The organism is Pseudomonas sp. GT1P32, assembly GCF_054897805.1.
In genome coordinates, this window is record NZ_CM142704.1 from 3,328,544 (window position 1) to 3,353,961 (window position 25,418).

At 58.7% G+C, this 25,418-nt stretch carries 18 protein-coding genes and 1 pseudogene; 14 read left to right on the forward strand and 5 right to left on the reverse strand.

Going from position 1 to position 25,418, the window contains the following annotated elements; genetic code table 11:
* Nucleotides 1–19: 19 nt before the first annotated feature.
* From ACYZUC_RS15340 to ACYZUC_RS15385, 10 genes are all read left to right on the forward strand, one after another.
* Nucleotides 20–1,189, forward strand: a complete 1,170-nt coding sequence (locus tag ACYZUC_RS15340) for a PilZ domain-containing protein (RefSeq protein ID WP_461996628.1) — start codon at nucleotides 20–22, stop codon at nucleotides 1,187–1,189.
* Nucleotides 1,190–1,204: 15 nt separating this feature from the next.
* Entirely contained in the window at nucleotides 1,205–2,707 is a 1,503-nt protein-coding gene (gene algK / locus ACYZUC_RS15345; RefSeq protein ID WP_461996629.1) for an alginate biosynthesis TPR repeat lipoprotein AlgK, read from the forward strand.
* Entirely contained in the window at nucleotides 2,704–4,188 is a 1,485-nt protein-coding gene (locus tag ACYZUC_RS15350; RefSeq protein ID WP_461996630.1) for an alginate export family protein, read from the forward strand. Before algK ends, ACYZUC_RS15350 begins: the two co-directional genes overlap by 4 nt.
* Nucleotides 4,189–4,214: 26 nt before the next feature.
* On the forward strand, nucleotides 4,215–5,786 hold the full coding sequence (gene algG, locus ACYZUC_RS15355) for a mannuronan 5-epimerase AlgG (RefSeq protein WP_461996631.1): 1,572 nt from the start codon (nucleotides 4,215–4,217) through the stop codon (nucleotides 5,784–5,786).
* Nucleotides 5,787–5,796: 10 nt separating this feature from the next.
* The gene (locus ACYZUC_RS15360) at nucleotides 5,797–7,245 is read left to right on the forward strand and encodes an alginate O-acetyltransferase (RefSeq protein WP_461996632.1); all 1,449 of its coding nucleotides are present in this window, start codon (nucleotides 5,797–5,799) and stop codon (nucleotides 7,243–7,245) included.
* A gap of 7 nt (nucleotides 7,246–7,252) precedes the next feature.
* Nucleotides 7,253–8,374 (forward strand): mannuronate-specific alginate lyase, encoded by a 1,122-nt coding sequence (locus ACYZUC_RS15365; RefSeq protein ID WP_461996633.1) that lies wholly within the window; start codon nucleotides 7,253–7,255, stop codon nucleotides 8,372–8,374.
* A gap of 210 nt (nucleotides 8,375–8,584) precedes the next feature.
* Nucleotides 8,585–10,150 (forward strand): MBOAT family O-acyltransferase, encoded by a 1,566-nt coding sequence (locus tag ACYZUC_RS15370; protein WP_461996634.1) that lies wholly within the window; start codon nucleotides 8,585–8,587, stop codon nucleotides 10,148–10,150.
* An 11-nt stretch (nucleotides 10,151–10,161) separates the two neighbouring features.
* On the forward strand, nucleotides 10,162–11,337 hold the full coding sequence (locus tag ACYZUC_RS15375) for an alginate O-acetyltransferase (RefSeq protein ID WP_461996635.1): 1,176 nt from the start codon (nucleotides 10,162–10,164) through the stop codon (nucleotides 11,335–11,337).
* A 14-nt stretch (nucleotides 11,338–11,351) separates the two neighbouring features.
* Nucleotides 11,352–12,005, forward strand: coding sequence for an alginate O-acetyltransferase AlgF (locus ACYZUC_RS15380; protein ID WP_461996636.1), 654 nt, complete (start codon nucleotides 11,352–11,354; stop codon nucleotides 12,003–12,005).
* 190 nt (nucleotides 12,006–12,195) lie between these two features.
* The gene (locus ACYZUC_RS15385) at nucleotides 12,196–13,647 is read left to right on the forward strand and encodes a mannose-1-phosphate guanylyltransferase/mannose-6-phosphate isomerase (protein ID WP_461996637.1); all 1,452 of its coding nucleotides are present in this window, start codon (nucleotides 12,196–12,198) and stop codon (nucleotides 13,645–13,647) included.
* An 82-nt stretch (nucleotides 13,648–13,729) separates the two neighbouring features.
* Here the strand turns inward: ACYZUC_RS15385 and ACYZUC_RS15390 are convergent, their stop codons facing one another.
* Nucleotides 13,730–14,695, reverse strand: a complete 966-nt coding sequence (locus ACYZUC_RS15390) for an RHS repeat-associated core domain-containing protein (RefSeq protein ID WP_461996638.1) — start codon at nucleotides 14,693–14,695, stop codon at nucleotides 13,730–13,732.
* On the reverse strand, nucleotides 14,587–16,416 hold the full coding sequence (locus tag ACYZUC_RS15395; protein ID WP_461996639.1) for an RHS repeat protein: 1,830 nt from the start codon (nucleotides 16,414–16,416) through the stop codon (nucleotides 14,587–14,589). The genes ACYZUC_RS15390 and ACYZUC_RS15395 overlap by 109 nt, the downstream gene beginning before the upstream one ends.
* Nucleotides 16,417–16,542: 126 nt before the next feature.
* On the opposite strand from ACYZUC_RS15395, the pseudogene ACYZUC_RS15400 reads away from it, so the two are divergent.
* Nucleotides 16,543–16,632 (forward strand): annotated as a pseudogene (locus ACYZUC_RS15400) (alginate biosynthesis protein AlgA); the annotation flags it as partial.
* Nucleotides 16,633–16,731: 99 nt separating this feature from the next.
* On the opposite strand, the gene ACYZUC_RS15405 reads toward ACYZUC_RS15400, so the two are convergent.
* Together ACYZUC_RS15405 and ACYZUC_RS15410 are read right to left on the reverse strand one after the other, a co-directional pair.
* A complete protein-coding gene (locus ACYZUC_RS15405; RefSeq protein ID WP_461996640.1) occupies nucleotides 16,732–19,449 on the reverse strand; it encodes an RHS repeat domain-containing protein in 2,718 nt (905 codons plus the stop codon).
* 154 nt (nucleotides 19,450–19,603) lie between these two features.
* Nucleotides 19,604–22,408 (reverse strand): RHS repeat-associated core domain-containing protein, encoded by a 2,805-nt coding sequence (locus tag ACYZUC_RS15410; protein ID WP_461996641.1) that lies wholly within the window; start codon nucleotides 22,406–22,408, stop codon nucleotides 19,604–19,606.
* A gap of 160 nt (nucleotides 22,409–22,568) precedes the next feature.
* On the opposite strand from ACYZUC_RS15410, the gene ACYZUC_RS15415 reads away from it, so the two are divergent.
* From ACYZUC_RS15415 to ACYZUC_RS15425, 3 genes are all read left to right on the forward strand, one after another.
* Entirely contained in the window at nucleotides 22,569–23,033 is a 465-nt protein-coding gene (locus ACYZUC_RS15415; RefSeq protein ID WP_461996642.1) for a multidrug transporter, read from the forward strand.
* 33 nt (nucleotides 23,034–23,066) lie between these two features.
* Nucleotides 23,067–23,891, forward strand: coding sequence for an SDR family oxidoreductase (locus tag ACYZUC_RS15420; protein WP_461996643.1), 825 nt, complete (start codon nucleotides 23,067–23,069; stop codon nucleotides 23,889–23,891).
* Nucleotides 23,892–24,013: 122 nt separating this feature from the next.
* On the forward strand, nucleotides 24,014–24,412 hold the full coding sequence (locus tag ACYZUC_RS15425) for a DUF4440 domain-containing protein (RefSeq protein ID WP_461996644.1): 399 nt from the start codon (nucleotides 24,014–24,016) through the stop codon (nucleotides 24,410–24,412).
* Between the two features lie 132 nt (nucleotides 24,413–24,544).
* Here the strand turns inward: ACYZUC_RS15425 and ACYZUC_RS15430 are convergent, their stop codons facing one another.
* Nucleotides 24,545–25,408, reverse strand: a complete 864-nt coding sequence (locus ACYZUC_RS15430; RefSeq protein WP_461996645.1) for an efflux RND transporter periplasmic adaptor subunit — start codon at nucleotides 25,406–25,408, stop codon at nucleotides 24,545–24,547.
* Nucleotides 25,409–25,418 lie beyond the last annotated feature (10 nt).

Consider the following 25,418-nt stretch of genomic DNA (forward strand, 5'->3'; position numbering starts at 1 on the left):
TAACCAGGAAATCGCCCCTATGAATACCGCCGTCAACGCCAATGTAGTGCATGAATCCGAAGCCCAGCGCCAACACGCACGAGTGAAAATTCCGGCCAAGCTGCGTTTCTTCGGTCCCGACCGGACCCCGATGGAAGCCCGAGTCCTTGACCTCTCCGCCGGCGGCCTGGCGTTCAACGCCGGTCAGTTGCCACTGAAGATCGGCGACGTGTACAAGGCTCGCCTGCAGTTCGTCATCGATAACCTCGGCCTGGCCATGGACGTGGAGCTGCAAGTGCGCTCCTTCGACCGCCAGACCGGCCGTGCCGGCTGCCAGTTCCAGAACCTGGAACAACAAGACATCTCGACCCTGCGCCACCTGATCACTTCGCACCTGGCTGGCGACATCGTCAGCATCGGTGAAGTGCTGGCGACCCTGCAGCGCGACAACTTCACCAAGGCGCGCAAGGTCAAGGATGGCGGCCACGGCATGACCGCGTTCGGTCGCCTGCGCGCCGTGACGTTCAGCCTGGGGATTTTCCTCGTTGGCCTGACGGCGTTCGGTTTCATTTTCAAATCGGTGTACGGCATGTACTTCGTCAGCCACGCGCAGGCCGGTCTGGTCAGCGTGCCCGGCATGAACATCACCATGCCGCGTGACGGCACCGTGCAAAGCCTGATCAAGGCTGACGGCGTTGCCGCCAAAGGCGCTCCGCTCGCAACGTTCAGCACCAGCATGCTCGACGTGCTCAAGGGGCATCTTGACGACAATCAGCTGCAACCGGCCAAGGTTGAAGAACTGTTCGGCAAGCAAATGACCGGCACCCTGACCTCGCCATGCGATTGCACCGTGGCCCAGCAACTGGTCGCTGACGGTCAGTACGCCAGCAAGGGCGACGTGATCTTCCAGCTGGTGCCGCGTAACAGCGAAGCCAACGTTGAAGCACGCTTCTCCTATCGCCAGTTCGGCGACGTACGCCCAGGCACCAACGTCAACTTCCAGATTGCCGGCGAAGACAAGACCCGCACCGGCAAGATCGTCAGCAGCACCAGCCTGAAAAGTGCCGACCTGTCGTCCGACATCCGCGTGCTGATCCAGCCGGACGAGCCGCTGGACAGCAAGTTCGCCGGTCGCCCGGTTGAAGTGAACAGTGACCGTGGCCCGAACCTGAACTGGCTGATCGATAAAGCCATGGCTTCTGGCCTGTAAGCGGAGGACATGCCTGTGACGACTCCAACTATCCTCACCACACCGCAAACCCTGTGGGAGCGAGCCTGCTCGCGATTGGGTCCTCGCGGTCTGTCTGACGTACCGAGCCGGCTGCATCGCGAGCAGGCTCACTCCTACATGGGAACAGTGTGTGCCTTGGCATTGGCCGTGAGCCTGGCCGGTTGCGCCGGCCTGCCCGATCAGCGTCTGGCCAATGAAGCACTCAAACGCGGCGACACCGCGCTGGCGCAGCAGAACTACAAGCAACTGGCCGACCTGGGCTACAGCGAGGCTCAAGTAGGCCTCGCCGATATCCAGGTCGACAGCCGCGACCCGGCGCAGCTCAAGCAGGCCGAGGCGACTTACCGCGCGGCGGCCGACGTTTCGCCGCGAGCGCAGGCTCGCCTGGGTCGCTTGCTGGTGGCCAAACCCGGCTCCACCGAAGCCGAACAGCACGAAGCTGAAGCCCTGCTGAAAAAAGCTTCGGCCAATGGCGAAGGCAACACGCTGATCCCGCTGGCGATGCTGTACCTGCAATACCCGCACAGTTTCCCCAACGTCAACGCGCAGCAGCAGATCAGCCAATGGCGCGCCGAAGGCAAACCGGAAGCCGGCCTGGCCCAAGTGCTGCTCTATCGCACCCAAGGCACTTACGACCAGCACCTGGACGAAGTCGCAACGATCTGCAAAGCCGCGTTGAACACCACCGACATCTGCTACGTCGAGCTGGCCACGGTTTACCAGAAACAAGGCAAACCGGAACAGCAGGCCGAGCTGATCAAGCAGATGCAAGCGGCACATACCCGTGGCATCGTTTCCGCTCAGCGCGTGGACAGCGTCGCTCGTGTGCTCGGTGACGCAAGCCTGGGCAAGACCGACGAAAAAACCGCTCAGTCGCTGCTCGAAGACATCGCGCCCGCCTACCCCGCTTCGTGGGTCAGCCTGGCGCAATTGCTCTACGACTTCCCGGAACTCGGCGACGTCGACACGATGATGAAGTACCTGGACAACGGCCGCGCCGCTGACCAGCCGCGCGCAGAACTGTTGCTCGGCAAGCTCTACTACGAAGGCAAATGGGTGCCGGCCGACGCGAAAGTCGCCGAAGCACATTTCCAGAAAGCCGTCGGCAAGGAAGTCGCCGCCGATTACTACCTCGGCCAGATCTACCGTCGCGGTTACCTGGGCAAGGTCTATTCGCAAAAGGCACTGGATCATTTGCTGACCGCTGCGCGCAACGGCCAGAACAGCGCCGACTTCGCCATCGCCCAACTGTTTTCCCAAGGCAAGGGCACCAAGCCCGACCCGCTTAATGCTTATGTCTTCAGCCAATTGGCCAAGGCCCAGAACACCCCGCAGGCCACCGAGCTTGCGCAAACTCTCGAAGCCCAACTGCCGCCTGCCCAGCTTGCCGAGGCCCAACGCCTGTTGAAACAAGAACAGGCCGTTCGTGGTGCCTTGAGCCAGAACACGCTGGAACTGCATGCCCTGCAAGAAGAAGACGGCGAGGAATCCCTATGAAGTTGAATCCATTCATGAAGGCCGGCATCGGCCTGACGTTTGCGCTGATCTGGTCCTGCCCGACCCTGGCGGCAATCACCGAAACCAAGAATTTCGGTCTGGACGTAAAAATCACCGGCCAGTCCGAAGACGACCGTGACCTCGGCACTGCCAGCGGCGGCGACGTCAATGGTGTCGGTCTCGACCTGCGTCCCTGGGTCTACGGCGAAAGCGGCGCGTGGAGCGCCTACGCCATGGGTCAGGCCGTGACGTCCACCGACATCATCGAAACCGACACCTTGCAGCAGTCCGACAGCGACGGCACCCAGACCACCGACAACGGTGATCGCAAGACCAAGAAAAACTACCTGGCCATGCGCGAATTCTGGGTCGGCTACAGCGGCCTGACGCCGTATCCGGGCGAGCAGTTGAAGCTCGGTCGTCAACGCCTGCGCAACGACGACGGCCAATGGCGCGACACCAACATCGAAGCCCTGAACTGGACCTTCGACACCACACTGTTGCGCGCCAACGTCGGCGTCGCCGAACGCTTCAGCGAATACCGCACCGACCTCAAAGAGTTGGCACCGAAAGACAAGGATCGCCTGCACGTTTACGCCGACGCGGCGTATCAGTGGACACCGGGCAACTGGGTCGGCATTCGCGGTCATCACACCCACGATGACGGCAAGCTCGACTACCCGGAACCGGGCGTGGCCGGCGACTCGCTGGACAAGAAACAGAACGGCGACATCAGCTGGCTCGGCCTCACCGCTGACAGCGACGCCTACAACTACCGCAACACCAACACCGTCAACTACTGGGGCAGCATCACCGGCATGAGCGGCGACACCGACACGGTGAATCAGCTCAACGCCGATGGCTCCCGCCCGACCGAAGCCAAGCGCGGTGAAGACCTCAACGGCTGGGCCACCGATATCGGCGTGCGCCTGCGCCTCGATCCGCAATGGCAAGTCGGTGCAGCCTATGCCCGCGCCAGTGCCGATTACGAACAGAACGGCCTGGAAAGCAACCGCTCGAACTACACCGGTACGCGCTCGCGGGTTCACCGTTTCGGCGAAGCGTTCCGTGGCGAAATGAACAACATGCAGACCGCTACGTTGTTCGGTTCGTGGATGCTCAACGACGAGTACGACGCCAGCGTGATCTACCACAAGTTCTGGCGCGTCGACGGCAACAAGCCGGTCGGCAGCAACGGCATCAACGCCGTCGAGAACGACACCGACCCAACCGGCGCGATTCTCTCCAGCACGTCCCTGCCGCTGGAAGATGGCAACAAAGACCTCGGCCAGGAAATGGACCTCGTGGTCACCAAGTACTTCAAGCAAGGCCTGTTGCCTGCCGCGCTGAGCCAATCGATCGACGAACCGTCGGCCCTGGTGCGCTTGCGTGGCGGTGTGTTCAAGCCGGGTGATGCCTATGGCAAAGAAGTCGACTCGTACATGCACCGCGCGTTCATCGACGTGATCTGGCGCTTCTGATGCGAACCGCTAAGGGAGTTTCTGACATGAACAGTCCGAAGAGAGGCTCGTTGACCATGCTGGCCGGCGCGATGCTGCTGGCGAGCTCGGCCGCCTTCGCCAATGTGGAACCGACCAAGCCGGTGACCATGGCCAAGGAACTGCAACAGGCCAAGACCTACACCGTCAGCAGCGCCCCGACTGCGCCGCTGGAACTGGAAAAGCCGACACTGCCGGACACCGCCGGCTACACCGCCGACGCCATCGCCGCGAAAATCGTGCGCACCAAGGCCGGCAAAATCAGCGTGCGCCGGATGATGCAAGAGAACGCGCTGAAGGACTTCATCGGCGGCGACAACAAGATGGCCGAGTGGGTGGTGCGTCAGCACGGCATCCCGCAGGCGATCTTCATCGACGACGGCTACATGAACCTCAAGGACCTGGCGAAGAAGCTGCCCAAGCAGTACTTCAGCGAAACCTCGCCGGGCGTGTTCCTGGCGAAGTTGCCGATTGTGGTCGGTGAGAAAGGCATCCTCGAAATCGACAAGCAGACCCAGGAATTGCGCCTGTCCCAAGAGGCCGGTTCATTCCTGGTCAACGACGGCCAGCTGTTTGTGCGCGACACCAAAATCACTGGCTGGCGCGAGAAGGACAACGGCCCGGCGACGTTCAAGTCGCCGAAGGAATTCCGTCCGTTCCTGCTGTCCTGGGGCGGCACCGAGACCTACATCGCCAACAGCAAGATCGCCAGTTTCGGCTACGCCAACAGTAAGTCGTATGGCGTGAGTATTTCCCAGTACACGCCGAACATGGCCAAGGTGCTCAAGCGCCCTGAACCGACCGGCTGGATCGTCGGCTCCGAGTTCTCGGACATGTGGTACGGCTTCTACTGCTACGAAACCCGCGACTTCGTGGTCAAGGGCAACACCTACAAAGACAACATCGTCTACGGCATCGACCCGCATGACCGCTCGCACCGTCTGATCATCGCCGACAACACCGTTTACGGGACCAAGAAGAAGCACGGGATCATCATTTCCCGTGAGGTCAACGACAGCTTCATCTTCAACAACCGCAGCTACGACAACAAGTTGTCGGGCCTGGTGATCGACCGGAACAGCGTCAACAACATCATCGCCTACAACGAGATCTACAAGAACCACACCGACGGCATCACCCTCTACGAGAGTGCCGACAACCTGCTGTGGGCGAACAAGGTGATCAGCAACCGTCGCCACGGCATCCGCATTCGTAACAGCGTGAACATTCGCCTGTACGAAAACCTGTCCATGGCCAACGGCCTGACCGGCGTCTACGGCCACATCAAGGACCTGAGCGACACCGACCGGGACATCAAGCTCGACCCGTTCGACGCCCAGGTGTCGCTGATCGTTGTCGGCGGCGAACTGGCCGGCAACGGCAGTGGCCCGCTGTCCATCGACTCGCCGCTGAGCGTCGAGCTGTATCGCGTGTCCATGCTTGCCCCGACCAAATCCAGCGGCATCAGCTTCAGCGGGATTCTCGGCGAGCGTCAGGATGAAATTCTCGACCTGCTGGTACGCCAGCAGAAAGCCGTGCTGATCGACCCTGTCGAACGCCAGACCGAAATGCGGGACTGAGGATAATTTTATGCACCCACACTTGATCAAATTACTCAGCCTGTCGGCTCTGACCGCCGGCATTCTTGCGGCCAGCGGCGGCGTTCGTGCAGATGAAGCCAAGGCGCCGACCTTCAGCGCCGAACCGTGCTGCAACCTGTGCCCCGAAGCCCACGACGCGAAGAACTACACCACGCGTTATCAGCAGAACTTCACCACGCTGGTGCAGGCTCAGGGTGACTGGTTGTTCCGTACGCAAGAAGACTTGCGCACCGAATTCGACACCACCCCCGCCGGCTACAAACGCATGAAAGAACTGCACGATGCGTTCAAGAGCAAAGGCGTGGAGCTCGTTGTTGTTTATCAACCCACTCGTGGCCTGGTGAACCGCAATAAGCTCAACCCGGAAGACAAGGCCAAATTCGATTTCGACAAAGCGCTGAGGAACTACAAGACCATGCTCGGCCGCTTCGCCGCCATGGGTTACGTGGTGCCGGACCTGTCGCCGCTGACCAACGAATCGCTGCCCGACACCCTGCCCGCCCACGATTTCTACTTCCGTGGCGACCAGCACTGGACGCCGTATGGCGCCCAGCGCACGGCAAAAATCGTCGGCGAGAAAATCAAGCAACTGCCTGAATTTGCCAGCATTCCCAAGCGTGAATTCGAGAGCCATAAGTCGGGTCGCATGGGCAAGACCGGAACGTTACACAACATGGCCGGTCAACTCTGTGGCACCAGCTACGCAATCCAGTACATGGATCAATTCACCACCGAGCCAAAAGGCGAAGCAGCGGATGGCGATCTGTTCAGTGACTCCGGCAATCCCGAGATCACCCTGGTCGGCACCAGCCACAGTGGCAAGAACTACAACTTCGCCGGTTTCCTCGAAGAGGCCATCGGCGCCGACATCCTCAACGTGGCGTTCCCCGGTGGTGGCCTGGAAGGTTCGATGCTGCAGTACCTGGGCAGCGAAGAGTTCCAGACCAAGCCGCCGAAGATTCTGATCTGGGAATTCTCGCCGCTCTATCGCCTCGACCAGGAAACCATCTACCGCCAGATGATGGCGCTGCTGGACAACGGTTGCGAAGGAAAGGATGCACAGATGACCGGCAGCACCACGTTGAAACCGGGCAAGAACGAATTGATGGTCAACAGCAAGAACCTGAACCTGCAAAACAGCAGTCACCAGGTCGACATCCGTTTTGCCGATCCGTCGGTGAAAACCCTGCAAGCCACCCTCTGGTACATGAACGGTCGCCACGAGGACATCAAGATCGAAAAACCGGAAACCTCCGACACCGACGGGCGTTTCGCCTTTGAGTTGCGCACGGACGAAGACTGGGCCTCGCAGAATCTGCTGGCCGTCGAAATCCAGGGCCCTGAAGCCGGTGCCGCGCCGCAGAAAGTCGAAGCGAAAATCTGCAAACGCAACGTGTTCCCGAATGCCGAGCAGCGTACTGCTTCGGTCGGGCAATGAGGCAATCATGCAAACCCGAACTTTGAAAAAACTACTCGCGCCCTCCCTGCTGACGCTGGCGATGTTCGCCGGCGCCACGCAGGCCGCCGCGCCGCTGCGTCCGCCACAGGGTTACTTCGCGCCGATTGAAAAAGTCAAAACCGGCGACAGCAAAGAAGGCTGTGACGCGATGCCGACGCCGTACACCGGCGCGCTGCAATTTCGCAGCAAATACGAAGGTTCCGACAAGGCCCGTTCGACCCTGAACGAGGCATCGGAAAAAGCCTTCCGCGACACCACGGCCGACATCACCAAGATCGAACGCGGCACCAGCAAGCGCGTGATGCAGTTCATGCGTGACGGTCGCCCGGAACAGCTTGAATGCACGCTGAACTGGTTGACCGCCTGGGCCAAGGCCGATGCGTTGATGTCCAAGGACTTCAACCACACCGGAAAATCGATGCGCAAATGGGCGTTGGGCAGCATGGCGTCTTCATACATCCGCCTGAAATTCTCCGATTCGCATCCGTTGGCGAACCATCAGCAAGAGTCGCAGTTGATTGAAGCCTGGTTCAGCAAAATGGCCGATCAGGTGGTCAGCGATTGGGACAACCTGCCGCTGGAACAAACCAACAACCACTCGTACTGGGCCGCCTGGTCGGTGATGGCAACGTCCGTCGCCACCAACCGCCGCGATCTGTTCGACTGGGCCGTCAAGGAATACAAGGTCGGCGCCAATCAGGTCGACGCCCAAGGCTTCTTACCCAACGAACTCAAGCGCCAGCAACGCGCCCTCGCCTATCACAACTATGCCCTGCCGCCGCTGGCGATGATCGCCAGTTTCGCCCAGGTCAACGGTGTGGATCTGCGTCAGGAAAACAACGGCGCTTTGAAACGTTTGGGTGATCGAGTGCTCGCGGGGGTTAAAGACCCCGACATCTTCGAGAACAAGAACGGCAAGGAACAGGACATGACCGACCTCAAGGTCGACTCGAAATTCGCCTGGCTCGAACCGTTCTGCACGCTCTACACCTGCTCGCCGGATGTGCTTGAGAAAAAGCACGAGATGCAGCCGTTCAAGACCTTCCGCCTCGGGGGTGACCTGACCAAGGTCTACGACCCGGCCAACGAGAAAGGCAAAGGCTCTTAGCTCAACACAAATCCCCTGTAGGAGCCGGCTTGCTGGCGATGGCGGTATGACATTCACCATCGATGTTGACTGATCCACCGCCATCGCCAGCAAGCCGGCTCCTACAAGGTTCGTGGTGGTTTTGAATGCAATACATCTCCCCAGGTTTTTCGTGGGGGGGTTTGGGGGGGCTGCGGCCCTTGACTGTTGGTTAAACATGGAGAGACCGGGATGGTATTTTCATCCAACGTGTTCCTGTTTTTGTTCCTGCCGATCTTTCTCGGCATGTACTACTTGAGCGGAATACGCTATCGCAACCTGCTGCTGCTGATCGCCAGTTATGTGTTCTATGCCTGGTGGCGCGTGGACTTCCTCGCGCTGTTCGCCGCCGTCACGCTGTGGAACTACTGGATCGGCCTCAAAGTCGGTGCCGCAGGCGTTCGGACCAAACCGGCCCAGCGCTGGCTGCTGCTCGGCGTGGGCGTCGACCTGTGCATCCTCGGCTACTTCAAGTACGCCAACTTCGGCGTCGACAGCATCAACGCGATGATGACATCGGTGGGTCTGTCGCCGTTCATCCTGACCCACGTGCTGCTGCCGATCGGGATCTCGTTCTACATCTTCGAGTCCATCAGCTACATCATCGACGTCTACCGTGGTGACACCCCGGCAACGCGCAACCTGATCGACTTTGCGGCGTTCGTGGCGATCTTCCCGCACCTGATTGCCGGCCCGGTGTTGCGTTTTCGCGACCTTGCCGACCAGTTCAATAACCGCACCCACACCCTCGACAAGTTCTCCGGAGGTGCCACGCGGTTCATGCAGGGTTTCATCAAGAAGGTCTTCATCGCCGACACCCTCGCGGTGGTCGCCGACCATTGCTTCGCCTTGCAGAACCCGACCACGGGCGATGCCTGGCTCGGCGCGCTGGCGTACACCGCGCAGCTGTATTTCGACTTCTCCGGTTACAGCGACATGGCCATCGGCCTGGGCTTGATGATGGGTTTCCGCTTCATGGAAAACTTCAAGCAGCCGTACATCAGCCAGTCGATCACCGAGTTCTGGCGTCGCTGGCACATCAGCCTGTCCACCTGGCTGCGTGACTACCTGTACATCACGCTGGGCGGTAACCGCAAAGGCACGCTGATGACCTATCGCAACCTGTTCCTGACCATGCTGCTGGGTGGTCTGTGGCACGGCGCGAACATCACCTACATCGTGTGGGGTGCGTGGCACGGCATGTGGCTGGCGATTGAAAAAGCGCTGGGCCTGAACACTTCGCCGCGCAGCATCAACCCGATTCGCTGGGCGCTGACCTTCCTGCTGGTAGTGATGGGCTGGGTGATCTTCCGCTCGGAAAACCTGCACGTCGCCGGCCGCATGTACGGCGCGATGTTCAGCTTCGGCGAGTGGTCGCTGTCGGAACTCAACGAGGCCAGCCTCACCGGTCTGCAAGTGGCGACTCTGGTGGTGGCGTACGCAACCCTGGCGTTCTTCGGCATCCGTGATTTCTACAGCAACCAGCCACCGGTCAAGACCAAACCTGCGGTCAACGTCGAGGCCGATGGCCCTGCCGCTGCGACACCAGGAATGATCAAAGCCGTACCGGGCGACAACCCGGCCAGCATCCACCAACCGGGCTACACCGTTGGCGTCGAAGCCACCGTGCAGCCGGCTTACTGGACCGCGGACTGGTCGCGTTACGTGATGCGCACGCTGGTACTGGTGCTGTTCATCGCTTCGATTTTCAAACTCTCGGCGCAAAGCTTCTCGCCGTTCCTTTACTTCCAGTTCTGAGGGATCTGACCATGACCCGCTCATTACGCATCTTCTACATCGCCCTGTTCCTGGTGACCCTGCTGGTCCTGGGCCTGTGGTCGACGCGCAGCTTCTTCGGCTTCAGCACCAACGCCGATGCGACGGTGCTCAATGGCCGTTGGGCCAAGGCTGTCGAAACGCACTACGACGACGAGTTCCCGATCAAGCGCCTGGGCACCAACCTCTGGGCTGCGCTGGATTTCAAACTGTTCAACGAAGGCCGTCCGGGCGTCGTGCTCGGTCGCGATCAGTGGTTGTACAGCGATGAAGAATTCAACCCGATCGTCAACGAAGAATTGAACCTGCAAGGCAACTACGCGCTGGTCGAAGGCGTGCGCCAGGAACTGAAAGAGAAAGGCGTGAAACTGGTGATGGCGATCGTGCCGGCCAAGACTCGCCTGTATCCGGAACACCTGGGCGAAGTGAAACCTTCGAGCATTCACGCCAATCTTTATGAGGACTTCCACGCTCGTTTGGCGGCCAACAAGATCCTCGCACCCGACCTGTACGGCCCCCTGCTGAAGGCCAAGCTCGACGGTCAGCAAGTGTTCCTGCGCACCGACACCCACTGGACCCCGGAAGGCGCGCAAATCGCCGCCCAGACCCTGGCCAAAACCATCGCTGAAAAAACCCCGCTCAGCGGCGAGCCTCAACGTTTCGTCACCGAGCCGGCAGAGAAAGTGACCCACAAGGGTGACCTGCGCTTGTTCCTGCCGCTCGACCCACTGTTCGAAAACCTGATGCCGGCGACCGAGCCGCTGCAGAAGCGCAACACCGTGGTGGCCGACGATCAGGCTGGCGGTGATGACGCGCTGTTCGCCAACACCGAAGTGCCGGTGGCCCTGATCGGCACCAGCTACAGCGCCAACCCCAACTGGAACTTCGTCGGCGCGCTGAAAGAGGCGTTGCACAGCGACGTGGTCAATTACGCCGAAGACGGCCACGGCCCGATTCTGCCGATGCTCAGCTACCTGAAAAGTGATGCCTTCAAGAACAGCCCGCCACAGGTGCTGATCTGGGAGTTTCCTGAACGTTATCTGCCTGTGAACAACGAAATCGGCGACGCCGACCCGCAGTGGGTCGCAGCGCTCAAAGAAGCCGGCGCCCGCCAACAAAACGTAGCCGTAAACACTAAATCCGAGACGCCCGACCGGGCGCAAAACTGAAAGAGAGGTACACCATGACTTTCACTACTACTCCTCGCCGTCTCGCCAAGACCTTTGCTCTGGCCGCGACCTTCAGCGTGCTTTCCATGAATGCCTTCGCCGGCGATGCCGCGCTCTACGGCCCGACTGCACCGAAAGGTTCGAGCTTCGTACGGGTCTACAACGCCGGTAACGCTGAAGTCAGCGCCACCGTCGGCAGCACCAACCTGAGCGACGTCGCGCCGCTGTCCAGCACTGACTTCAGCTTCATGCCGGGCGGCGACTACAGCGCCAAGGTCGGCAGCCAGACCCTGCCGGTGAAACTGGCCGGCGATCACTATTACACCCTGGTCAACAACGCCAGCGGCGCGCCGCAACTGATCGAAGAGCCGCCATTCAAGAACAAGCAGAAATCCCTGGTTCGCGTACAGAACCTGAGTGACAAGGCCCTGACCCTGAAAACCGCTGACGGCAAGACCGAAGTGGTTCCTTCCGTGGCCGCCAAGGGCCGCGGCGAGCGTGAAATCAACCCGGTCAAAGTCAGCCTGGCGCTATACGATGGCGCCACGAAAGTGGGCGACGTGAAACCGGTTGCCCTGGAACGCGGCGAAGCGGCGGTGCTGTACGTCACCGGCAACGGCAGCAGCCTGTCGCCAGTCTGGGTAAAACGCCCGGTTTCGACGCGCTAATACATTTACCCGGTTGACCCGTGCCCTGTAGGAGCACGGCTTGCCGGCGAAGAGGCCCTCGAGACCGCCTTCGCTGGCAAGCCATGCTCCTACAAGGGACCGAGGTGTCAGTCGGGACACGGAACAAAAACAAGAGTGAAACGACAGAACGCAGTAGCTCTGACCCATACGATTTTCAAGGAGTAACAACATGATTCCGGTGATCTTGTCAGGTGGTAGTGGCTCACGTCTTTGGCCGCTTTCCCGTAAGCAGTTCCCTAAACAATTCCTGGCCCTGACCGGCGAACACACGCTGTTCCAGCAAACCCTGGAACGCCTGGTGTTCGAAGGCATGGACACCCCGATCGTGGTCTGCAACAAAGACCACCGCTTCATCGTCAACGAGCAACTGAGCAACCGTAAGCTGGAAACCCAGCGCATCCTGATGGAACCGTTCGGCCGCAACACCGCGCCGGCCGTGGCCCTGACCGCGATGATGCTGGTCAACGAAGGTCGTGACGAGTTGATGCTGGTGCTGCCGGCCGACCACGTACTGGAAGACCAGAAAGCCCTGCAACGCGCTCTCGCCCTGGCCACTGTGGCTGCCGAAAACGGCGAAATGGTGCTGTTCGGCGTCCCGGCGACCAAACCGGAAACCGGCTACGGCTACATCAAGTCGACCAACGACTCGCTGCTGCCGGAAGGCGTCAGCCGCGTCTCGCACTTCGTTGAAAAACCGGACGTGAAACGCGCCACCGAGTTCGTCCAGTCCGGCGGTTACTTCTGGAACAGCGGCATGTTCCTGTTCCGCGCCAGCCGCTTCCTCGAAGAGCTGAAAAAGCACGATCCGGACATCTACGACACCTGCCTGCTGACCCTTGAGCGCAGCGTTCAGGACGCCGACACCGTCACCATCGACGAAGCCACCTTCGCCTGCTGCCCTGACAACTCCATCGATTACTCGGTCATGGAAAAAACCCAGCGCGCCTGCGTCGTACCGTTGACCGCCGGCTGGAGCGATGTCGGTTGCTGGGCGTCGCTGTGGGAAGTGAATGACAAAGACGTCAACGGTAACGTCACCAAAGGCGACGTGGTCATTCAGGACAGCAAAAACTGCATGATCCATGGCAACGGCAAACTGGTGTCGGTGATCGGCCTGGAAAACATCGTGGTGGTCGAAACCAAGGACGCCATGATGATCGCCCACAAGGACTCGGTCCAAGGCGTGAAACAGATGGTCAACACCCTCAACGAACAGGGCCGCAGCGAAACCCAGAACCACTGCGAAGTCTATCGTCCGTGGGGTTCGTATGACTCGGTGGACATGGGCGGCCGCTTCCAGGTCAAGCACATCTCGGTGAAACCGGGCGCGTGCCTGTCACTGCAAATGCATCACCACCGCGCCGAACACTGGATCGTGGTCAGCGGCACCGCCGAAGTGACCTGCGACGAGAATGTGTTCCTGCTGTGCGAGAACCAGTCGACCTACATTCCGATTGCTTCGGTTCACCGTTTGCGCAACCCGGGCAAGATTCCACTCGAGATTATCGAGGTGCAATCGGGTAGCTATCTGGGTGAGGACGATATCGAGCGGTTTGAAGATATCTATGGTCGGTCTACGCCGATTGAGCGTGGGGTTTCGGTGAAGACCATCGCGCAGTAAGTCATCGGTAAAAAGAAGCCCCCGTCCAGGTCACTGCGTTCCCTATCCGCAGTGGGTTGGGTGGGGGCTTTTTTTATGAAAATCATCGACCTTTCGGGTTCAACCTCGAAAGTGGCAGGTGGGTAGGCTCGGACTTCAATTTTGCCTTGAGTCTTTTCGCCACGTCCAAGTCTCTATTGTTTGTTGAGCCAAACAGCACATATTTCATGTTCGTACTTTTGCCCACCTCGTTCAAACTCCGAACCGTAACGAAGGTTCGCACCCGCCTCAGTACAGGTATCGACTCTCTCCCAGGCAGATCGCTAAAACCGCCCCTCACCTCAGGTCGAATGAGTGGGTTCTGAATAACGCCACTGACAAACGCCCTGTCTTCACCAGCGGTGCGCTGACTTATCGATATTTTCTGAATGGCCAGGATTTCTCGCTTTCCGTTTTCCGGCTTTGCTTTCATCAATGCAAAAAAGCGAGGTTTGTTCGCTGGTGCCGAAGCAGTTGATCCATCAATGCCCTTAGCGAGATCACGCATCCGTCCTGCTTGATTTGAAAGTTCTATCATCGACAGGCCCAACTCCGACTTTCCAGCACCGCTAGTGGATGCACGATGCGCCAGGTCCAGGTACGTCTTGCGGTAGCCCTCCAATGCCTCAACGATTTCCTGCCCAGTCAAGGCGTACTCCGGATCACCCACTTCGAAAACGCGATAATCATGGGTTTCTTCGTAGCCTCCCTTCGTTTTGTCATGGCGCTGCAACAGTAGATTCAACAGTTGAGTGCCAAGCAAGTGCTGTTTCCAGCCTTGGGTTGAAAGGTCAAGCTCATGGAAAGATGCGTTGAATAATTCGTCACCTGCCAAACCGTTGTAGTCTCGCAACACCATTGGATTGTTTCGAACCATGGCATAGAAATTCAATCCATCAATCGCGCCCGCAGGATCTGGATTCAACCAACGCTGCAACCACGGTACGTAATACCTGAAGCCATAGTAATAAAGCCCCGTCGCATCCCGTTCCTTGCCCGAATAGCGCACCGTTTTGTAGCTGACCTGCACCGTCGCGCCGTTCCACCACGCCGTGCCGCCAAACGGGTAAACCTTTCCTGGGTGATGAGGCGGGCGTGCTGATCCAGCTCCAGCGTGCTCGACCCCAGATGGTCCGTCAGGCTGTAGCGCTGCTGGTTGTTGTTGATCTCGTTCGGTCTTCCCGCCTCCCAGTGCAACACCCGCACGCTGCCGCGCCCGGTCGCCACGTCGATGACATGCAGCACTTCGCCGGTGCCGCTGTGGGTGCGGATTTCCAGGCCGGGCAAATACAGGGTTTCGATGATGTTCGTTCGGGCATTGGTTTGTAGCGAGCGGACTTTGCGCACGCGCAGGCCGTCGGCACCATAAACGTATTGTTCGCTGTCGCTTTCGGCGCCGTCACGTTCGACCGGGCGGACTTCACACAATTGATTGCGCGCGTCCCAGCGCAACGTTTGCCCCGGTTGCAGCGTCAGCAGGTTGCCGTTGGCATCGAAACTGTCACGGAAGTCTTGTTCAGTCGGCTCGATACCATCGCGCACCGGCAGGCAGCGGTTGCTGTGAGCATCGGCGACCAGACGATGGCCGGGGTTTTGCGGGCCGGTGTGGGTCAGTTCGAGCAGGTTGTTGCCGGCGTCATAACGGTAGGTCTGGCGGTAGTTGCCGGGCATGGCGGGATCCGCCGTCATCGCCGACGACGGGCCGTGCCTGACCGAGCTGGCCTCCCAACCTGTGGCCGCGATCAACCGGTAGAGCGTGTCGTACCAATAATGGCTGACCGGTTCGATACGCTGATTGGCGAAGTAGCGGATCGGCAGCGCGGCGTCTTTGATGCTTCGCACATTGCCGACCGGGTCGTAGCTGTAACGCAGATCCTGCAATGGCTGGTTCTGGCCGAGCCGGGACAGCAGGCGTTGCAGACGCCCGTCTTCGGCGGCGTATTCCAGGGTGGTGACTACGCCATTGCCGGCGACTTCCTTTTCGACCTGGCCGTGGGCGTTGTAGGTGATGGCGCTGACCATCGGCAGGCGCTGGGTCGTGTGGCTCAAACGCAAATCCACGGCGCGCAACTGACCGCCCACGGTCTGACTGAAGCGTTGTTCATTGCCTTGGGCATCGGTCCGGGAGAGCAGGTCACCCGGTGGGTCGAAGCGTGAGTGCGTTGAAAACGACTGTGCGATGTCATCGAGACGCCGCTCTTGCTCGAGTAGCGCGGCGGTCAATCCGTAGTCGTTGAACAGCAGAACACCGGCAAGGTCTGCGTGGCTGATCAGTTGGCCGCACTGGTTGTGGTCGGCGAACGCCGGAGCGTTGGCCGCATAAGTCAGACGCTCTGCGCAAATCGATTCGCCCTCCAACGCCTGCTCGAACAGCGCCGTCAATCGCAGCTGATTGTCGTAGTGCATCCAACGTTGCGAACCCCGGCCATCCCAGGATTGAACGGGTTGGCCCGCCTCACCGAACAAACTCACGCGCAGCCCGGCATCGACACTGACGGTGCACAAGGCCGTGCCGGAGAGGCCATGAATCGTAACCAGATTGGCCGGTGCCGAGGCATCCTGAAACAGGCGCGGATCGCACTGCACAACTGCCCTTCCCGCTGGGTCATGGGTCGTGTAATCGACCCGCGCCTCTGCCATATCGCCCGAATCGGCACGGTAATAATCCACCGAGCGAACGGCCAGACTGCGGGGATCGATGGCAATCAGCTTTGGGGTATGGCGGTGCATGGCCGTTACTTGGGTATCCATGACAATTCGTCTTGAAGAGTGACAATCAGCAAATGCCTAAAATCCATGTCTGGCTACTGTCAAAAGTTACAGTCTCGATGAGTGGTACGAATACCGGCCAACCCATTCCAATCGGGTAGCTAACCAGGTGAGGATGATATCGAGCGGTTTGAAGATATCTATGCCCGGTCTACGCCGATTGAGCGTGGGGTTTCGGTGAAAATGATCGCGCAGTAAGTCATCGGCAAAAAGAAGCCCCCGTCCAGGTCACTGCGTTCCCTATCCGCAGTGGGTTGGGTGGGGGCTTTTTTATTAACTAATGCCCATTTCCTGAATTCAAGAGACTGCTCTTCCGAATGTTCGCTGTAAAAAACTGCGCTTCTGCCCAAAACTTACCGCACCTCGATCAATTTCTCGCTGCACTGCAACCTTAGTATCTGCAATTCGCCCCATAAATGCTTTTACCTCTCCCTTCGATAAAGTCGAATATTTCTCGGAAATAATTGACTTCCACTCAGCATTACCAATCGACTTAAATTTACCCCAGCGTTCCGCATTGAACGCTTTCGACAAATCAACAGTAGACAAGTTATAAATCGAATTTTCGCTTTCAGAAAAAGCCGCCTCATGATCTATCAGGTATACGTTACCTAGAGCATCCCACAACTGATTACCAGAGTTATCATCAAACTCATTAATAAGAAAATAAAAAAGCTTGGCCACTTCAGGTAAAACCCTCCTTTCTTTAGTGTCAGCTCCAGCAACAATTACTTCCTGCTGAACCATTGATTTCGCCTTGGCTTTTGTAGGAGGGACAAGATGCAAATTGAGCATTTCACTAACGGTATAGGCGAGTTCTTCGCGCTGAGGACCTTCCGGGCTCTGCATTTTTTTCACAAAAAATCCCACACCCTCGACCGCAGAGCTAGCTCGATAAATTGTATTATCGTGTCTATTCTGAAATACGGTCATCGACTGCATATCAACTTCAGAAATAAAAGATGACACCAACTTATTAACAACGAGGACATCAGAAACAGATTTAGCACGAGCCAAAGATTGCGCACCAATATACTTCCCGCTTTCAACCAAACTTTGAACATCCTTTGAAAAAATCGCCCCTGCAGGTACTTTCACCCCTCCTTGTAAATCCACAAAGTTCAAAGGACAGTTTGCAACAAAACAAAACAAATTCGATCCATCAACATCCCCCAAAGGGTCCGGATTAATCCATCGCTGCAACCAGGGTGCGTAATACCGAAATCCATAGTAATAAAGCCCCGTCGCATCCCGTTCCTTGCCCGAATAGCGCACCGTTTTGTAGCTGACCTGCACCGTCGCGCCGTTCCACCACGCCGTGCCGCCAAACGGGTAAAACCTTTCCTGGGTGATGAGGCGGGCGTGCTGATCCAGCTCCAGCGTGCTCGACCCCAGATGATCCGTCAGGCTGTAGCGCTGCTGGTCGTTGCTGATCTCGTTCGGTCTTCCCGCTTCCCAGTGCAACACCCGCACACTGCCGCGCCCGGTCGCCACGTCGATGACGTGCAGCACTTCGCCGGTGCCGCTGTGGGTGCGGATTTCCAGGCCGGGCAAATAAAGGGTTTCGATGATGTTCGTTTGGGCATTGGTTTGCAGCGAGCGGACTTTGCGCACGCGCAGGCCGTCGGCAGCGTAAACGTAATGCTCGCTGTCGTTTTCGGTATCACGCGCCACCGGGCGTACTTCACACAATTGATTGCGCGCGTCCCAGCGCAACGTTTGCCCCGGTTGCAGCGTCAGCAGGTTGCCGTTGGCATCGAAACTGTCACGGAAGTCTTGTTCAGTCGGCTCGATACCATCGCGCACCGGCAGGCAGCGGTTGCTGTGAGCATCGGCGACCAGACGATGGCCGGGGTTTTGCGGGCCGGTGTGGGTCAGTTCAAGCAGGTTGTTGCCGGCATCATAACGGTAGGTCTGGCGGTAGTTGCCGGGCATGGCGGGATCCGCCGTCATCGCCGACGACGGGCCGTGCCTGACCGAGCCGGCCTCCCAGCCTGTGGCTGCGATCAACCGGTCGAGCGTGTCGTACCAATAATCGCTGACCGGTTCGATACGCTGATTGGCGAAGTAGCGGATCGGCAGCGCGGCGTCTTCAATGCTCAGCACATTGCCGACCGGGTCGTAGCTGTAACGCAGATCCTGTAACGGCGGGTTCTGACCAAGCCGGGACAGCAGGCGTTGCAAGCGCCCGTCCTCGGCGGCGTATTCGAGGGTGGTGATCACGCCATTGCCGGCGACTTCCCTTTCGACCTGGCCGTGGGCGTTGTAGGTGATGGCGCTGACCATTGGCAGGCGCTGGGTCGTGTGGCTCAGACGCAAATCCACAGCGCGCAACTGACCGTCCACCGTCTGGCTGAAGCGTTGTTCGTTGCCTTGGGCATCGGTTCGGGACAGCAGCTCACCCGGTGGGCTGAAGCGTGAGTGCGTTGAAAAAGACTGCGCGATGTCGCCGAGACGTCGCTCTTGCTCGAGTAGCGTGGCGGTCAATCCATAGTCGTTGAGTTGCAGAACACCGGCAAGGTCTGCGTGGCTGATCAGTTGGCCGCACTGGTTGTGATCGGCGGAAACGGGATCGTTCGCCGCATAAGTCAGACGCTCCGCGCAAATCGCTTCACCCTCTAACGTTTGCTCGAACAACGCAGTCAATCGCAGTTGATTGTCGTAGTGCATCCAACGTTTCGAACCCCGTCCATCCCAGGATTGAACCGGTTGACCCGCCTCGCCGAACAGGCTCAAGTGCAGCCCGGCATCGACACTGAGGGTGCACATGGCCGTGCCGGAGAGGCCATGAATCGTAACCAGATTGGCCGGTGCCGAGGCATCCTGAAACAGGCGCGGATCGCACTGCACAACTGCCCTTCCCGCTGGGTCATGGGTCGTGTAATCGACCCGCGCCTCTGCCAAGTCGCCGGGGCCAGCACGGTAGTAATTTACTGAACGTAGGGCCAGACCACGCGGATCAATGGCAATCAGCTTTGGGGTATGGCGGTGCATGGCCGTTACTTGGGTATCCATGACAATTCATCTCGAAGAATGACGATCAGCTAATGCTCAAATCCATATATGGCTACTAAAAAAGCTACAGTCACGACTGTCGGTGCGATAAAAAGTCGATTTTCATTGCGACAGAATCGTCTCCCCACTTGCGTAAGTTGGCCAAAACCCCAGTTCACTCACCCATATTTTTATGATCGAAATCTGTTTTATTCATAACTATTTTTTTGGGAACAGCAAATTGCGGCCTATAAAATGTATTAAGAACTTCATCCAGTTCACGCCCCTCCCCTAAAGACATGATTTTCTCCTGAGCAGCAGAACTTAGCAGCCTCACGTCGCGAATGATTCTACGCCCCAGCAATTCGATAGCATGTTCCGGACTAGATATCAATTCGGTAGGATCTTTGGCCACCACTTGTTTTTTAAGTAATTCAACGTCAGCTTCAGAAAGATAGTCTGGATAACGTTTAGTCTGACGCTTAGCAAAATAAAGAGTGTCGCTCAACTGCACATGAGCATACTTAACGTAGGGTGATTTATTTGCATCGACTAGCGCCATTTGATATCGATGCTTTCCAAACCTGCTTTCGAGCTTTGCAAGAGGAACAACATTGAGTGAAAAGTGAACAAAATCGAAACTTCCAACGCCATCTATATCACCCTGCTGACTGTTACCAGTATTAAATTTAATTCCTTTTTTTTGCAAACTTTTACGCGACCTCAATACAATATTGCCTCTTTTATCCTGAGGGATTTCGCTTCCCGTAAAGTGAACTATGTAGCTCTTCTTACCCGCTTCAACAAAATTTTCAAGGAACTCACTCTCGTTAGGCGTCAAGACGTCCTCTCTAGCGTTCATCAAATTATCCCCACTGATTTCTTGCATCATTTCTATGCCACCCAACTTCAAAACTCGCCCTCCCTGCTTCTCCAACCACTGCTCCCAATGCCCCTCCTCTTGTTGCATATCGAAATAAGCCTGGTCCGCTCGACGTCGGGTTAGTCCGGAATGATCAATGAATTTCAATGGATTATTTCCGACAAAAGAAACTTGATTAAGCCCATCGATAATTCCCACAGGATCCGGATTCAACCACCGCTGCAACCACGCCACGTAATACCGCAACCCATAATAATAAAGCCCCGTCGCATCCCGCTCTTTCCCCGAATACCGAACCGTTTTACGACTCGCCTCAACCTCCCCCCTCCCGGCAAACCAGGCGGTAGTCCCGAACGGGTGATAACGCTCCTGGCTGATCACTTCACCGTCGCTGTCGAGTTCCAGGGTGCAGGACCCCAAATGGTCATTCAGGCAGAACCGGTATTGATCATGGGCGCTGTCCTTCGGCGGCGCCGTTTCCCAGTGCAACACCCGTACGCTGCTGCGCCCGGCCTGGATGTTGATCACATGCAGCACTTCGCCGGTGCCGCTGTGGGTACGTATTTCCAGGTTTGGCAAATAACGCACTTCCGCGATCACTGTACGGGCATTGGTCTGCGTCGAGCGGACTTTGCGCACGCGCATGCCGTCGGCTCCGTAGCTGTAACGCTCACTGTCGTTCTGGGCGCCGTTTCGGTTTACCAGCTGCACTTCGCACAACTGATTGCGCAGGTCCCAGTTCAAGGTTTGTCCCGGTTGCAACGTCAGCAGATTGCCGTTGGCGTCGAAGCCCCGGCGAAAATCCTCTTCGCCGGGGTCCACGCCGTCGACCACTGGCAGGCAACGGTTGCTGAAAGGCGCGGCGACCAGACGATGTCCATGCTTTTGCGGCCCCTCGTGGATGAGTTCCAACAGGTTGCCGCCCCGATCGTAGCGATAGCTCTGGCAATAATTGCCCCGTGGCGCGGGATCGTCGAAAGCCGAAAACTGTGGACCTCTGTTCGCGCCGCCGGCCTCCCAGCCCGTCGCACGGATCAACTGATTGAGGCTGTCATAGACAAATCGGTTGGCCGGGTCGATACGCTGGTTGGCGAAGTAACGAATCGGTACGGCGGCGTCTTCGATGCGCAGCACGTTGCCCGTTGGGTCGTATTCATAATGGGAATCTTGCAGGACGTCGTTGCCGCGCCTGGCGTGCAAGCGGGTCAGACGAGCATCTTCCGGGGCGTATTCGAGCGTGGTGATCACGCCGTTGCCCGCCACTTCCCGTTCGGGCTGGCCATGGGCGTTGTACTGGATGGCGCTGACCAGCGTTTTTGGCGTGGTGTCGCTGCGCAGTTGCAGTCGCACCTCGCGCAACTGGCCAGCGACGGTGTGGCTGAAAAGCTGACGGTTGCCTTGGGCGTCGGTCTGTTCAACAGCCTCGCCCAGCGGGTTGAAGCGTGAGCGAGTAGTCGCGCCAGCCCCCGGTTCCAGCCAGGTATCGCGCTCGTCCACGGGCTCGGGCCAATCGGGGGATGCCAACGCACGTAGAAAGTGTCGAGTCTGCTCAAGCAACCCGCCGGTCAATCCAAACGTCGGGAACAGCTGCGTGCCTGCCCGGTCGTCATGCCGGATCAATTGGCCGCACTGGTTGCGATCGGCGAACGCCGGAGCGTTGGCCGCATAAGTCAGACGCTCTGCGCAAACCGCTTCGCCCCTCGCGGCTTGCTCGAACAGCAGGGTCAGGCGCAGCTGATCGTCATAGTGCATCCAGCGTTGCGAACCCCGGCCATCCCAGGATTGAACCAGTTGATCCGCCTCGCCGAAAAGATTCACGCTCAAGCCAGCATCGACACTGACGGTGCTCAACGCAGTGTCGGACAGTGACAGAATGCTGCTGAGGTTGGCCGGTGTCGAAGTCTCCAGGAACAACCGCGGATCCCACTGCGCAATCGCCCGCCCAGCGGGGTCAAGAACCGTGCGATTGACCCTAGCTTCGGCGAATTCACCCTGCGCGGCACGGTAATAATCCACCGAACGCACGGTCAGCCCCCGCGGTTCAACGACCGTCATGCTTGGGGTGTCGCGGTGCAGGTAAGCCAGCTGAGGCTGCATCAGGCGTCTTCATGTCGATTTGCACCAGCTAATGCTGAAAACCCATGCATGGCTACTGTCACAAATTACAGGCTCGACAAACGGTCGCCCTCACCACGCCCATCGCCAAGCACACCCGCCCTTAGGTAGGATGAGCCTCTCTCCTGCGAGGTTGTGCGACATGTTCATCGGCGTCCTGTTGGTCATCACCTGGCTGATCCTGTTGCTGCGCTACCCGTCCAAGGCCCTGCCCGTTTCGGTGGCGGCCGCCATCGGCCTGGGGCTGGTGGCCACCTGGGTGGTCTGGCTGGACAATCGCGAGGTCAAGCAATTGGCGCGCCTTGAGTTGCGCATCACTTACGCGCCGGAGCATTGCCCGGCAGATCGCCCGTTGCTATTGAAGATGAACAACGGCAACGACGTGCCGCTGACCGAACTGCGCTGGCGCATTGCTGCCTACGCGCCGGGCGATACGGTCAACCTCGCCGACAATCAATACGCCGCACCGCGTTATCGCGGCCCTGGTGAACTGCAAGCCGGCGCGAACTGGGAAGATTGCTTGCCCATGCCGCCGCTGCGTCCCGGTTATCGCCCGCAGACCCTGGAGTTTCGCGCCGAGCGTTTGCAGGGTAGTTTCTCCGACTGATCCCCACTCTTCCCTTTGCACAAGGACCGCGCCATGCCCGTTGCGTTGATTACCGGTTGTTCCAGCGGCATTGGCCGCGCTCTTGCGGATGCCTTTAAAGGTGCCGGTTATAAAGTCTGGGCCAGCGCCCGCAAGGCTGAAGACGTCGCCGCGTTGACGGCGGCCGGTTTCACCGCCGTGCAACTGGACGTCAACGATGGCGTGGCACTTGAAGCGTTGGCCGGGCAGATCAACCAGCAACATGGCGGCCTCGATGTGCTGATCAACAACGCCGGTTATGGCGCCATGGGGCCGCTGCTGGACGGCGGTGTGCCGGCCATGCAGCGGCAGTTCGAAACCAATGTGTTTGCGATTGTCGGCGTGACGCGCGCGCTCTTCCCGGTGCTGCGCCGGGCCAAAGGGATAGTGGTGAATATCGGCAGCGTTTCCGGGGTTCTGGTCACGCCGTTTGCCGGTGCTTACTGCGCCTCGAAAGCCGCAGTGCATGCCTTGAGCGATGCGCTGCGCATGGAACTGGCGCCGTTCGGTGTGCGAGTGATGGAGGTGCAACCGGGCGCCATCGCGTCCAGTTTTGCCAAGAATGCCGGGGCCGAGGCGGAGCAGTTGATCAGCGAACAGTCACCGTGGTTTCCGCTGCGCGAAGGCATTCGTGCGCGGGCCAAGGCGTCCCAGGACAACCCGACGCCGGCCAATGAGTTTGCCGCCGGTTTGCTCAAGGCGGTGCAGCAAAGCAAACCGCCGCGCCTGATTCGTTTGGGCAATGGCAGCCGGGCGTTGCCGTTGTTGGCGGGGTTGTTGCCCAAAGGGTTGCTGGAGTCGGGGTTGATGAAGCGGTTCGGGTTGCGCGGGCAGCTTTGAGACCGCGTTATCGTTCTTCGCGGGCAAGCCTCGCTCCTACGGAGAGCACCTCGGCCCTTGTAGGAGCGAGGCTTGCCCGCGAAGACGTCAGAACAGACTCTGCAAAATCTTCAGGAAGGAACATGACCGACTACACCGAATACTTTGACGAAGTGATCCAGGCCCACGTCGCCATCGAGCAATGGCTGGCCGAAGAACGAAACGCCAGCGAACTTGAACAACTGCTCGCCCGTTTTTCAGCGCAGTTTTCCATGGTCTCGCCGTTGGGCCGGGTGCTGGACTTCGACGCGCTTGGCGAGTTGTTCCGGATGGCGGGCGGGAAGAAGCTCGGGTTCAGGATTGAGCTCAGCGAGTTGCGTGGCATTGCGCTGTCCGACAACGGCGCGACCGTGAGCTATCGCGAGCAGCAGACCGATGCGACCGGCCTGCACTCCGATCGTCGTTCGACGGTGGTGTTTGAGAAGCAGGCCGGTGGCAAGGTGGTTTGGCGGCATTTGCATGAGACGTTTTGCAAGGAGTGAACTGTAAGACCGAGTTGGCCACATCGCCAGCAAGCCGGCTCCTACAGATTTTGCGCCGAACACAAAAATGTGTGTACGACACCTATTTGTAGGAGCCGGCTTGCTGGCGATTCAGGCGCCTCGGTCTACCTGTTACACCCCACCATCCTGCTTAACCACCACCGTGCACGTAATCCCCGCCGCCAACAACACCCCTTCCGGCACTTCATCAATGTGAATCCGCACCGGCACCCGCTGTGCCAGGCGCACCCAGTTGAAAGTCGGGTTCACGTCCGCAATCAGCTCGCGGCTTTCCGGGTTATCGCGGTCGTAGATCCCGCGAGAAATACTCTCCACATGCCCCTTGAGCACTTCGCCGCTCATCAGTTGCATATCGGCCTTATCGCCCACCCGCACGTGCGGCAGTTTGGTTTCCTCGAAGAAGCCGTAGACCCAGAACGAGTTCATATCGACCACGGCCATTTTCGCTTCGCCGATGCGTGCGTAATCGCCGCGATGCACATTAAGGTTGGTCACATAACCGTCCACCGCTGCGCGCACTTCGGTGCGTTTGAGGTTCAGTTCGGCGGCTTCCAGTTGTGCTTGCGCGTGCTGGTAATCGGCGAGGGCCGAGTCCGCAATATTGCTGGCGTCGTCGCGGTTTTCCTTGGAGATCACCAGGGCATCCATGTCGGCGCGGCGATGGGCGTTGACCTTGCGCATCTCCCACGTCGACTTGCGTGAAGCCACCAGTGCCTGCGCCTGCTTGACCGCGATGCGGTAGTGCTCGGGGTCGATGCGCATCAGCAGATCGCCCTTCTTAACCTGTTGGTTGTCGCGCACCGGCACTTCCACCACTTCACCGGTGACGTCAGCGGCGACGTTGATGATGTCGGCGCGCACCCGGCCGTCGCGGGTCCACGGCGTGTCCATGTAATGCACCCAGAGGGTCCGGCCGATCCATAGCGCGAGGGCCAGCACCAGCAGAGTGGCGAGCAGGCTGAAAAGCTTTTTCATCAGGACGTTC

Bases quoted from the DNA above. Each gene is read 5' to 3' on its own strand.
- ACYZUC_RS15430 (WP_461996645.1), bottom strand. From the start codon at position 25,408: ATGAAAAAGCTTTTCAGCCTGCTCGCCACTCTGCTGGTGCTGGCCCTC.
- ACYZUC_RS15420 (WP_461996643.1), top strand. From the start codon at position 23,067: ATGCCCGTTGCGTTGATTACCGGTTGTTCCAGCGGCATTGGCCGCGCT.
- ACYZUC_RS15425 (WP_461996644.1), top strand. From the start codon at position 24,014: ATGACCGACTACACCGAATACTTTGACGAAGTGATCCAGGCCCACGTC.
- ACYZUC_RS15365 (WP_461996633.1), top strand. From the start codon at position 7,253: ATGCAAACCCGAACTTTGAAAAAACTACTCGCGCCCTCCCTGCTGACG.
- ACYZUC_RS15340 (WP_461996628.1), top strand. From the start codon at position 20: ATGAATACCGCCGTCAACGCCAATGTAGTGCATGAATCCGAAGCCCAG.
- ACYZUC_RS15385 (WP_461996637.1), top strand. From the start codon at position 12,196: ATGATTCCGGTGATCTTGTCAGGTGGTAGTGGCTCACGTCTTTGGCCG.
- ACYZUC_RS15415 (WP_461996642.1), top strand. From the start codon at position 22,569: ATGTTCATCGGCGTCCTGTTGGTCATCACCTGGCTGATCCTGTTGCTG.
- ACYZUC_RS15350 (WP_461996630.1), top strand. From the start codon at position 2,704: ATGAAGTTGAATCCATTCATGAAGGCCGGCATCGGCCTGACGTTTGCG.
- ACYZUC_RS15395 (WP_461996639.1), bottom strand. From the start codon at position 16,416: ATGGATACCCAAGTAACGGCCATGCACCGCCATACCCCAAAGCTGATT.
- algG (WP_461996631.1), top strand. From the start codon at position 4,215: ATGAACAGTCCGAAGAGAGGCTCGTTGACCATGCTGGCCGGCGCGATG.
- ACYZUC_RS15410 (WP_461996641.1), bottom strand. From the start codon at position 22,408: ATGCAGCCTCAGCTGGCTTACCTGCACCGCGACACCCCAAGCATGACG.
- ACYZUC_RS15360 (WP_461996632.1), top strand. From the start codon at position 5,797: ATGCACCCACACTTGATCAAATTACTCAGCCTGTCGGCTCTGACCGCC.
- ACYZUC_RS15380 (WP_461996636.1), top strand. From the start codon at position 11,352: ATGACTTTCACTACTACTCCTCGCCGTCTCGCCAAGACCTTTGCTCTG.
- ACYZUC_RS15405 (WP_461996640.1), bottom strand. From the start codon at position 19,449: ATGGATACCCAAGTAACGGCCATGCACCGCCATACCCCAAAGCTGATT.
- ACYZUC_RS15375 (WP_461996635.1), top strand. From the start codon at position 10,162: ATGACCCGCTCATTACGCATCTTCTACATCGCCCTGTTCCTGGTGACC.
- ACYZUC_RS15370 (WP_461996634.1), top strand. From the start codon at position 8,585: ATGGTATTTTCATCCAACGTGTTCCTGTTTTTGTTCCTGCCGATCTTT.